Annotated in this window: 7 protein-coding genes; all 7 read right to left on the bottom strand. The window is 34.6% G+C overall.

The genetic code is table 11. The annotated features are described in order from the left end of the window. Nucleotides 1-109 precede the first annotated feature (109 nt). Nucleotides 110-2,704: a hypothetical protein gene (locus tag COO03_RS19135; protein ID WP_097898676.1), complete on the bottom strand. Its 2,595-nt coding sequence runs from the start codon at nucleotides 2,702-2,704 to the stop codon at nucleotides 110-112. Between the two features lie 21 nt (nucleotides 2,705-2,725). Then, complete coding sequence (locus tag COO03_RS19130) at nucleotides 2,726-5,410, bottom strand: tetratricopeptide repeat protein (protein WP_097898675.1); 2,685 nt, start codon at nucleotides 5,408-5,410, stop codon at nucleotides 2,726-2,728. A gap of 225 nt (nucleotides 5,411-5,635) precedes the next feature. Next, a complete protein-coding gene (locus COO03_RS19125; protein ID WP_097898674.1) occupies nucleotides 5,636-5,905 on the bottom strand; it encodes a WXG100 family type VII secretion target in 270 nt (89 codons plus the stop codon). A 125-nt stretch (nucleotides 5,906-6,030) separates the two neighbouring features. Then, the gene (gene essC / locus COO03_RS19120) at nucleotides 6,031-10,029 is read right to left on the bottom strand and encodes a type VII secretion protein EssC (RefSeq protein WP_141523149.1); all 3,999 of its coding nucleotides are present in this window, start codon (nucleotides 10,027-10,029) and stop codon (nucleotides 6,031-6,033) included. 30 nt (nucleotides 10,030-10,059) lie between these two features. Further along, nucleotides 10,060-10,422 (bottom strand): hypothetical protein, encoded by a 363-nt coding sequence (locus COO03_RS19115; RefSeq protein WP_097898672.1) that lies wholly within the window; start codon nucleotides 10,420-10,422, stop codon nucleotides 10,060-10,062. Between the two features lie 24 nt (nucleotides 10,423-10,446). Next, nucleotides 10,447-11,226 carry a protein phosphatase 2C domain-containing protein gene (locus tag COO03_RS19110; RefSeq protein ID WP_097898671.1) on the bottom strand — a complete coding sequence of 260 codons (780 nt, stop codon included), beginning with the start codon at nucleotides 11,224-11,226 and terminating at the stop codon, nucleotides 10,447-10,449. A 12-nt stretch (nucleotides 11,227-11,238) separates the two neighbouring features. Further along, on the bottom strand, nucleotides 11,239-12,003 hold the full coding sequence (locus COO03_RS19105) for a vWA domain-containing protein (RefSeq protein ID WP_097898670.1): 765 nt from the start codon (nucleotides 12,001-12,003) through the stop codon (nucleotides 11,239-11,241). Nucleotides 12,004-12,095 lie beyond the last annotated feature (92 nt).

The following is a 12,095-nucleotide window of genomic DNA, read 5'->3' as shown; positions in this document are numbered from 1 at the left end:
CTCCCACCTAAAAAAAGGGGGTTATGTCAGTATTTTAATTGATGTATAAAACATTCCTTCATTTTCATTTAGAAGTTCACCATCTAAAAAATGGTGAACTTCTAGCATTCTATTTGTACTGTTTTAATCCTTCAACTGCTTTTTCACGAATATCTGATGGGATATTTGGATAATTCTTTCCATCAGCTAAGAAAGCGTAATAGTTATATGCTTGATCATGGTGGTTCGCTTTAAAACTAGCATTTGCATTATCTAATAATGTTTGTGCCCAGTTTCCTAGTAAATTCTTATCTGGATGTCCTGTCACAATTGCACGGTGTAAATGCGCAATTGCTGTGGCAAGTTCCTCGTTATTTTTCGATTGTTCATACTTCTTATACATTTCATTTGCTATATAATAATCATTTAAATATTCAATACGTTGTTTTAATGATTCTTTATTTTTATATTTCATGTGTTGATCTGTTGAACCTGGTGTTTGATAAATTAGTTGATACAACTTTAATGCTTCTGTATATTGTTTTGCTTCATAAACTTCTGCTTTTTCCATTAGTTTATTTAACAATTTTTCATAGCTAGCAAAATCATATTCACCACGGGCATAAGCTTGACCGAAATAATACAAAGCATTATACTCTTCGTTTGGTTTTGTATATACTTGAAGCGCATAAGTCAATAATTCAATGCCTTCCATCTTTCCAGTAGCATATTGTATTTGAGGAATCATCCGCTCATCTTTCCCAATCCGATTATCGATATCAGAAAGTTGAGAGATTAATCGATATGCAGGAAATACTTTTTGTTCCCCTTTTTCTTTCCAATCTGATGTCCCGCGTATTTCATCCCAAGCTCCATCAGCCTGGCCTCGCAATATTTTTGTATAATTTACTAAATTTATCATTGCACGCTCAGATGAATTATTATTGCGGATAGAATTTGCCATATACATAACCGCATCGTAATAAGCATTTTCTGCAGCAGCATCATTTGCCTTTACTTCAAACACAAGTGCCATAGCCTGTTCATTTGCTTTATTTTTTTGATCACTTGACAAATGATTCACATTTGTAAAGAAGTGATAGTTTTGAAGCGCATCTAGTGGATTTGCGACTTCATCAGATTGGATAACTAAAGCATTTACTGCCTTTCCTAATAGCTCTTGGAGCTGCGCCAGTTGTTCATCTGTATGAAGCGGATAGTCAATCCATTGATCAGCCAAAGTAATAGCTTTCTTATAATCTCTTTTTTCCTCATTATCTATATATTCCTTTATTGTCACAATTACATCCTCGACTGGACTCGATTGTGCAGCTTTTATATCTTTTCCTTGCTCATCTTTCTTTTTATCTTCTTGTTTTGCAGCCTGTTCTTTTTTATTTTCTTGACTCACGGTTTGCTCTTTATTTGTTTTTTCTGTTTTTATTGCTGATTCTTTCTGTACGTCTCTTCCTGCCATTTCTTTCACTTCACGTTCAATTATCGTATCGAACATACTTTGGATATGTTCTTTCGACTCTTTTTCAACCTGTGGATCAACACCTTTTAATAAAGATGTTAATAAATAATATTTACTTAAAGCTTTATTGAAAGAACTTGCACTGGCAGGATTGGATCTCCAAGCATTTTCATCCATTTGTGCAGCATTAAATATATCTGTAGATAACTGCTTAATTTCTTCTTCTTTATTATTAACAAATCGATCCAGCTCTGGTGCAGTAGCCATATTACTGTTTAATACATTCATTTGATTTCGAATATAGAATAACATATTTTCATCTGAATGCTTCCTAGTTAAAATTTGGTCTAAATTTTGCTTTCCTAATAACGCTTGTGCTTTTAGTTTTGGACTAGAAATTGTATTCGTTTGCGAAAGCAATACTAAATCTTTTTGATCCGTACTGTTTGATAAATTCTTTAATTGCTCTTCTTTTTGTTCCTGATCATAAAAATCACTAAAGAACACCGTGCTATATGTTTCATTTGTTTCTTTTATGTACCAAGATATCATTTTATCTCCTGTATATGGAGAAATACTTATTATGACATTTGGTTTAGCTGGTCTTGCATCCTCATGGCTTGGTGTATCTTCATTTTTTCCGCCATTCTCTTCCTGATTTCCATCGATGTTCCCATTTCCTCCATTATGGCTATTGTTTCCACCTTGGTTCCCGCCATTTTGACCCTCATTTCCATTAGGTATAACAATTGGTGGTTTCTCCCCTTCAATAGGTGGGGTTACAATCTCACCAGGTTTATTATCCACGCCTTTATTATCTCCCGTATTCACGGGTATAGGTGTAGGTGTTACCACAGCCGGCATAGGGTTCTCTCCCGGTTTCGTATTACCATCCAATTTTATTTCAGGCTCTTTCTTTTCTACTTGTATTTCGTTCGGATTATACACAATTGGTGTAATTGGGGATTTATTATTACTCAAAAGGTCAGCTAAATTTACTTTTCCTTTTTCCCCATCAGCCTTGTTTTCTTTTTTCCCTGCTTCTTCTGAGCTATTCGAAAACATAGAAGGAAATCCATTATTATTTCCAGTTATCCGATCTTCTTTTTTCTCTGTATTACTCGCAAGTTTTACTGGTTCCTTATTCTCTTTTGCAAAGCCTTTATCATATACGATATAACCTGATGTTCCTAATAACGCACACGCCATAGCTGAGATGGCAACTTTCTTCCCTGTCTTACTATCCATTTCCCGTATCTCTCCCTTTACTTATTGAATCCAACCATTACTTTTAAGTTCCGCTAGTTTTTCCTGTGCAGCTTTTACTTCTGCTTCATTTTCATTCGCTTGAACGGTTTTCTTTAAAAAACGGCTAGCGTCTTCATATTGTTTCTGTTTGATCTTAAACATCCCGTATATAAAATTGACATGCGGGTCTTCATCATTCTTTGCTAATGCCTCTGCAAAATAACGATCTGCTTCTGTTCCCTGCCCTGTTTTATCGTGTAATATCCCTAAGTTTACAAGAACGTTACTATCGCGAATTCCTAGATTCAGTAATTCGTTATAAACGTGTAAAGCCTGTTTATACACTTCTCCACCTTTTCCAGCATCACGAGTTTCATAAAACTGTCCAAATTCATAATATACGGTGCCCAGTTGATTTAATAACTCAACATCTTGTTTATTTTTTGTTATAGCTGAATCTAAATATTGAATTGCTTCTTGATAGTTTTTTTCTTTTTTCGAACTATCAATTAAATTCGTCTTATTCCATAAAACATATAGGTTTGATAGTTCAATATAATACGTCGTTTTCTTTTGATCCAATTGAATTGCTTCTTTTAAAAATTTTTCCGCTTTATCTAGTTGTCCTGTAACTTCACATAATTGTCCTTTTAAATAAGACACTGTTGCTTTTTCTTTGGTTGTTTCTGTCTTCATCTTAACGATGGTATCTTCCGCTTTTTCAAACTCTCCAATTTTCATAAGACTAACAGCCAGATCTCTCATTGCATCACTTTCATAAGCTCCAATGTCTTGTCCTTTTTCATTTATTACCTTTTCATAATACGGTACTGCTTCTTTATAATTTTTAATGCGTAAATTTGCAGAAGCTAATAAATACAGCATCTCTTTATTTGTTTCATCAATTTCCCGATCTTTCACTAATTTTGTTAAGTAATCAATTGCTATTTTATTTTTTCCCTCTGCGATATAAATGGTTGCTAGCTGTAAATATGCTTCTTCCTTCTCTTTTACCGTAAGAGCTTTCACAACATTCTCTTCCGCTACTTTATAGTTACTACTTGCATATGCCTTGCGCCCATTCTCCATATAGGCTTGATACTTTGTATTTGTTGAATATAAGTAATAGGCAAACCCACCGCCTCCAATTACCAAAAAAGTGGAGCCAACAATAATAATGTTACGTTTATTCTTTCTCCACCACTTTACAAAAGAAGATGGTTCTGTTTCTTGTTCATATGTAGCTAACGTTAAGGGCTGATTAGATGGTTTAGCATTTAAAATCTCATCATCAATGTCATAATCTACTTGATTATTTTTCTTCTTTCTATTTTGCAAAATACTATTTGGCACCGTTTCATGTAGACTAGCTGCTAATTGTTCGGAACCGTTCTCTTCTTTAGACTCTAATTCTTTAATGATTTGCTGTATTTCACTTACAAGTGCTTGATCAAGGTTTGGAAATTGCATGATCCGTTTATAAACAAAACAAGCCATACTTGTATGATTTTCCAGCTCCAATTGAGTCGCTAATTCCAAATAACATTGTAATATGGATTTTTTATTATCTTGATGCGGCTGTTCTTGCAACAATTCTATTAGTGTTTTTAGCTCTTCTTTTAAAGCTTTCGTTACATGTTCAAGACTACTAATCGCTGTGTACTCATATAAAGCTGCTTGGGGCATTCCTTTTTCTTCAAATAATCGTGCAATTTCCAAACATTTCGATAAAAAAACAGAGTTTGATACTTGCTGATTTGTTTCTTTATCATGTTCAATAACTTCCTCTAAATCACTTAAAACTTCATGCCACTCTGTAAAACTTGGGCATTCTTCAAAACGATTACTTTCCCATGCCTGCTGCAATAAACTTGTAACTCGAGTCCCCCAATTGGTTTGCAAAGAGTGTAACAGCAAATTATACCTTTCACATGACGTTTGCATTTCTTCTGCTTTAAAATAACTTGCATCTGCCCATTTTTGCTTTCGAATATCTTCATCACACCAAGCTAATATTTCAGATAGTAAAATAGCTCCAGAGAAGCGATCAGCTTCTTTTTGCCATACTCCCTTTTGTAAGTATATTGGTGCATATCCGGCTGACCCTGCTGGTAATAGGGAAGGTCGCTCTATTTTAGGTCCATACATTTGCTCAATATCTACCAACTCAATGATGTATTGATCTATCATTTGTTCTTCAGTTAAATATGGAATAAGAATATTGCTGGAAGACAAATCGTTATGAGCAAGTTGCTCATCTTCCATTTTTTTTAATATTTTCAAAAAGGCCTTCATAAGCTTAAAACAATCTTGTTTTTCAAGAAGTCTTTGTTCTTGTAATATATCAGCCCATGTTGGTCCATGAATCCAAGGCATAACAATTGCATTTACAAGATCCTCTGATATTTCAATCACCTCAGCATGTTCGCTTTTTGTTACAATATACCGAGATCCCACTTGAAACCCTGCCATTTTTGAAAGTGTATTCAAAAATTCTAATTTATGTTTTTCTTCTCGATACCGATTTTTAAAAACTTTTAAAGCAATCTTTTCACCAGTTTGATCATTTTGTAATTGATATACAATTCCTTGTCTTCCTTCTTGTCCATAAGGAATATCAATCCCAAACACAGCTGGATGTTTCGTAAATCGATATCGTTTTCTATTTAAAATGATGCTTTCTCCTACTTCCGGTCGAAAAACCATGCTATCCCCTTACTCTCATTTACTTATTATTGTAAGAAAAGACTAGGAACAAATCCAAGGCTACTGAAAAAGTGTCTACTTTGAGTAAACAACAGAGCTTTCATCAATATACAGAAATCAAAAAGAAGATAACCCTCTATATATAGTAGGCAGTTATCTTCTTTTTCTTTTTTAAGGAGCTTTTTCAGTGCCCTCACAAATCCTGGTCTTTTCTTCCTTTGCAAATCAATATGTATTATCAACTGTTTCGAATTTATTAGCAATACGATTCAGTTCAGAAGCAATCCCCTCGATAATACGAATATACTCTTGCATACTAATTTTAGAATTATCGAATTCTTCTCTGAACTTACGTTGTGTATTACCTGCCCAATTTTCACCTAAGAAGTTAATTTGGTTATCTAAATCACGAATTTGTGCTTGAGCTTCTTGAGATGCTCTAGTGAAATGGTTAGCAATGTCTTTCATTTGTTCTGGTGTAATTTTAATATGCATACTTTTTAATCCCCTTTCGTTTTTAGAAAAATTGTGAACAATAAAATTATATATTACATTCTCCATAAAAATAAATAGTTTTTTACAAAAAATATAAAAATTCCCTTAATTTCGCCTCTTAAAAATTATTGAATTATAGTATGTTGTAGAGATTTCATCATTTCAGCTACCACATTAAGCGGTTCATATGCGATTTTCACCTTCACTGGCTTTCTCTTAATAAAATACCCTTCACCAGCTGCTAATTCTTGATCCATTTCAGTGTGATGTAATCTCGCGTTAAAGAAATATAACTCACTATTGTCTGTTGTACCTAATAAGTACCCGACACTTCTCTTCCTAATATGACTAAACCACTGTTCATGTCCATAGCTATTTAAATTAGAAGTCGTACCAGCTACAATAAAATGCACACCTTTATTTCTCGCCTGCTCTACTAATTTCTCTAACATGCCTTTCGTCTGGAACTCCATTGATACATAACTTAATACTTGCTCTAGATCATCAATCATAATTACAATACGCGAATTGTTAGGCGAATCAGAAATTACCTCTCCTAATTGTGGAACCATATCTTTACGCTCATTTACTCTTTCCAGAAACTCTTCCAACATTTTTGTAAATTGCTGTCCATCTATAACTGATTGTTTCACATGCGGTATATTATTCATAGTAGCTATACCCATTGATTTTCCAGTTAAATCAACTGTATAAATTTCAAGTTGTTCGGATGAATAATGATTAGCCATCGATAAAAGAATGCTTTGTAAAAGCGATGTTTTCCCGCTCTCCATTCTGCCAGCAATAACGATATTATTCATTTCTTCTAGTACAATACGATGAGGTTCAATTTCATTTGTTTCTATTCCAATGCAAGCTCCTTGTCCATCTTCATCTTCAAGCATCTTACACAATGAAACCACTTGGGGTACCATTGGAATTGGCTTTACATCGGTTCCGGTCCAAGCATCTCTCATTTTCTCCATTATTTTTTTCAGCTGGGCGGTGTATTCAAATTCACTTTCTCCTACAAAAGGTAAAGCAGCTTGGAATAATTCTGGTGGTTGTCCTTTCACAAGTCCGCGTCCAGGCGGTACGTCAGTTAATGGGAAACTTGACTTTCCAACTAAGAACTGGTATTCCGAAGCATCTTGTAATTCAAACGAAACGGTTAGTGAGATATTATTTCGATATCGATCAAACATATCACTCGTTTGGTTCAACATGATATGAAAATACAAACCATAAGTAGCTGCTTCCCGAAGAAGTTGCTCTAATAAATCATTTTCTTTTTCATGCTCATTTTTAAATCGGGCATACCCGTCAATTATGATAACCATAGCTGGTAATACTTCTCCAGAAAGACGTTTATACGTTTCAAAAGATTTTGCTCCTAGAGTTGCAAACTGTTCTTTCCTATGCAACAGCTCTTTCTTAATAAAGCCAAATAATCGTTTTATTTTCTCTGACTCACCTTCTTGTACTACTCCACCTACATGAGGTAATTTAGCAAAATCTAAAAACATTCTACTAAAATCAACAATATAAAAATTTACTTCTTCTGGTGAATGAGATAATGCAAGGGACATAATAACTGTTTGAATAAATGTTGTTTTCCCCGTACCCGGCATACCATATACATTCATATGACCTTCCAATAAATTCAACTTCAATGGATATTGCGCCTGATTTGCAACATCATCAATCAATCCTACAATCGGTTGATATTTCTCGTGCTCTCCCATCTCCCACTGACTTTTATTCCAATCGGTTATAGAATAAAACCTGTCCAATAGTAAAGTTTCCGGAAGCGGAGGTAACCATGGACCCGGAAGCGGATTTATATTTTCTTGTTCTGCCTTTAAGTGAATATAGTCAATTAATGCTTGTAATTGTTTCGGACCATTTGTCAATGGTTTTAAACGCTTTTTACTTTTTATTCGTTCACCATTTAACTTTATTTTTGTAAAGTCAACATGTTGAACAACTTTTTCCTCTTCTGGATTATAAGGTGCACCACTCCATGCAGACTGAAAAAGTTCTAAAATTTCATTGTTTCCAACTTGTAGATATCCACGACCTGGCACATTAATTTTAGATGCATCTGGAATTTTGATCATTTCCCTGCTGTCTCCATCATCTTGAACACGAAGACATATACGAAAACGAGAATTACTCCAAATCTTATCATTTACAACTCCTGATGGCTTTTGTGTAGCAAGTAGTAAGTGTACACCTAATGTACGTCCAATCGCAGCTACACTAATTAACTCATCCATAAATTCGGGTTGTTCTTTTTTCATCTGTGCAAACTCATCAATCACAATAAACAAATGTGGTAATGGCTCTTTTTCGCGCCAATTTGTTTCATAATATTCATCTAAATGCTGTACGTTACCCGCCTGTATGAATAGCTTTTGCCTTCTTTCTAATTCTGCTTTTAACGAAATACGTGCTCGTTCAATTAAATTAGGATCCTCAAGGTTTGTGATGGAAGCAACTACATGCGGCAATCCCGCAAATGTATTAGACATTCCTCCTCCCTTGTAATCAATTAACATAAAGGCCATTTCATGAGGATGATAGGTAACTGCCAATGACGCAATTATAGATTGAATAACTTCACTCTTTCCAGAGCCTGTCGTGCCAGCCATCAATCCATGTGGACCATGTCCTTTCTTTTCAATTTTATCGTGAATATTTAAAACAACGGGTTTCCCCCCTTCTCTCACTCCTATCGGTACAGGTAGTGCTGTTGGGTATCGGTTTTCCTCCCAGCGATTCAAGATTTCTAACTCTTCCATTGTTTTTACGTTAAATAAATCTAAAAACGTTAAAAGTTTTGGAATATTAGCAGCTGTTGAGCTTTTAAGACGAATTGATGCAAGGCTCCTCGCTCCTTGCTCACACGTTTTATACGATAGTTTATCTACTTTAAATTGTGTATATGTTTTCTCTTCTCCTTCAGATGTGCTCGAAAAGGTTTCAAAAACTTCACCTTCGTCCTCATTTACATTTATAATAAGATCACACTCCATTGGAAGCTGATCTTTACGCTGAGCAAACACAAATGTTGAAGCACCAACACTTTGTCCTTCTTTTAATAACATCGGTAATAATGGATCTTCCTCTAAAAAGTCTCGAGCCTCTAAAAAGAAGATATACATAGGTACAAGTGGTACGTTTACATCCTTTTGATGTGAGGAATTAAAAATTCTTCGCATATTTAGCGGTATAAACAAAGATTCTGCTAACTTTTGGGCAGTATCTTCTGTATCCGCTAAAAAACGAATATTATGTTGCTCATCCCACACATGGGGCAACCATCTCATCCAATTCCAATTCTCCTTGTTTTTTTGATGATAAAATGCCGCTATTTTCACTTCATTAGGTGCATGATGTGTCATAATTTGTGTTGTTGTGATCCGTATAAAGTTTGAAATATCATCCTTGTTCCCAACTACACCTATCACGTCATGCTTTTTTAGAGAAATAGAAATGTGCCCATTGGTAATATATTTAAAGTCCTTTGCAATATTTTGTGCTTCTGTAATTAATAGATTATCATCATAACCTCGTTTTTCAGGAACTTTTAAGTCTATTAAAAAGCTCCTTATTCCTGTACCAATACGAATATCTAAAAAATCCTCTCCTTCAGGAGTTCTTTCCCAAAGATTACTTTCTCTATTTTCAATCCGGCCGATACTTTTTAAAGGGCTTGGATTTTTTATAATTAAGTATTTTGCTTGTTCTACTTTTAAATTTTCCAACTCCATCCGGTGTTTTTGTAATTGCTCTAAGTAATTGTTTTGTAGTTGTTCTAACATTAAGCGATGTTCTTTTTTCTTACGAAAGAATGCTAATATTGTAAATATGTAAGTCCCTAATACGGGTATACTAGATATCATCATAAATGGTAAAAAACTTGAACTTGATCTCATATTCTTCATAACAAAAAAATAAAGAACAATTGTTAAAACTGTCATAATACCTGGAAGTAGCATTGATTCTATCGAAAACTTTGGTTCTTCTGGCATATTAGGTGGATCATGGACAACGACTTTCCCCGTCGGAATGTCAACTCTCACGCGAGGTGAACGTTGAAAATATGGTGATGTTTGCACAATATTTCCCTCTTTCCTTTTCTCAAACATTTATTCAATTACTTTCCATACATAACCATCTTCTTTACCCGTTTCTTGAACGGTAACTTGTCTCTGTTCTATTTCTTGGTTCTTGATAAATTCTAAAGAAGGAATTAACGCACCTTTTTTGTGCAACATGATGTAATATCCGTCCCATACATGTTGATCCCTTAATGTTTCATCTTGTGGAACAGACAACCATTCCTCCTTATCCCTCGTTGCACGTATTTCATATAACAAACTTTGATTCTCTTCGATTTTTTCATAGTGTAAAATAGATTCAATAATTTGTACCGTTTTCACATCATTTGGAATTGCAATATCCACTTCTTCGTTTGATTGTGTAATATAGGTTACAATAATTTCTTCCATTGTTTATCACCTTCTCGCCTCGTTTTACCATGAAATATCAAAATACGCTATATCGTCACTAGTAGGAGATTCCTGCGTACGTGCAATTTCTTCCTTCAAGTTTGCCTCTTCATATTGTTTAAGTATTGGTAACCCATCACTATGGACAATGATGCGATTCACTTCATTTATAGGCACAGTTTTACACAAAATCTCAACTGGTTCTCCAATTATCCCCTTACATGTTGACCATCTTTTATGAGTATCTCGTTCTTTCTGTATATATTCCGTATGTTGTTTATCATTTTTCAGAAAGTGTATAGATGAGTCCCCATGCATAACACATAATACTCTAGCTTTATTTTCAGACATTACTAATTCAATTTTCCCACAAATAAACATAGATTCACTTCCATGTTTACGTTTTTCTTCAAGTACTTCAGCAAGAAGCCACGCTGTATTCTCTGGTAATTGAAATGACTTAACAATCTCCATTCCTTCATTTGTCCATACTTGAAGAAGCTCGTGTAACTCTTTTTGAAGAGAATTTGACTCATAAGGATTCTTTAGATTAGATAGCCAATTCATGAGCTTCTTCCCTATAAATGCCGATGCTAATTCCCCACAAAAAGACATGCCAACACCATCACATACTGCAAAAGTAATCGAAGAATCATTCATGTGAAAAGCAAGGAAATCCTGTCCACTTTCCTGTAATTCTTGCGACTCCCTCGCACGATAATATCCATATTTACATATGAAATTATCATTTTTCACTAGCTGTAAGGGGGTTTCTTCAACTTGAGAGACAACTTGTAACTTCACCTTTTCACCCTCCTATCGAACAGGAGTTGCTGCCGACATTTGAAATCCTAAAGAAACTAAATCAGCGTTTGTTCCGGGCAACATCATAATTGCTCCCTTTTCAATTTTGTATCCATGTTCCATCATCATTTCTCGATAACTTTCTGGGATTGGAGATGATAATTTTTTCAATTTCTTACCATATTCATCTTGAATTTCAGTATGAGGCATAATTCCTGACCACTTCTTCATATCTATAATTTTCTCTTGTAAAATTTCATTTGAAATAAAAATATTTTCAACAAGTACTTTACCGTCTGGAACAGACAAATTCATAATTCGCTCTACAATTGGCCCCGGATCTTCTCCAGTCGACGCTCCATCAGTCATATGACAAATAACTGGAGCGGGTCCTTCTTGAAGATTCGGCAATTCATCATGTAATAACTTTTCCACAACAGAAAACGCTTTCGCTGTATCTGTTAGTCGCTGTGTTTGTATATTCTCTAATGGTCGCAATCTAGCAACCTCATCAATTGTCTTTACACCACCTAACAAATCATATACTTGATCGCTATAAGCTAAAATAGATAATCGATAGCGTGGTAATAATCGACTTCCTTTCGTCGAACGGAATACCATTTGGCGAATAGCTAATGAAAGTGCATCCGTAACAATATCAATCCGACGTTTCTCTTCACTTCCAGCATCCATCATTTGGTTCATAGAAGCGCTAACATCAAGTAAATAAATGATATATGCTGGCGTTTGTTGTGTTGCCTGTTTCTGATATAACATTTTCCATACCCTCTCCAAATAATCTTATTGCAATCATTATTCTTTATATTTCCATTATATTATATCGTAAGAATTTTCAATTTCTATATATT

Source organism: Bacillus sp. AFS098217 (genome assembly GCF_002551815.1).
In the GTDB taxonomy this organism is placed as follows: Bacteria; Bacillota; Bacilli; order Bacillales; family Bacillaceae_G; genus Bacillus_A.
The sequence above is the reverse complement of the archived record's forward strand: the minus strand, read 5'-3'. Positions and strand labels throughout refer to the sequence as shown.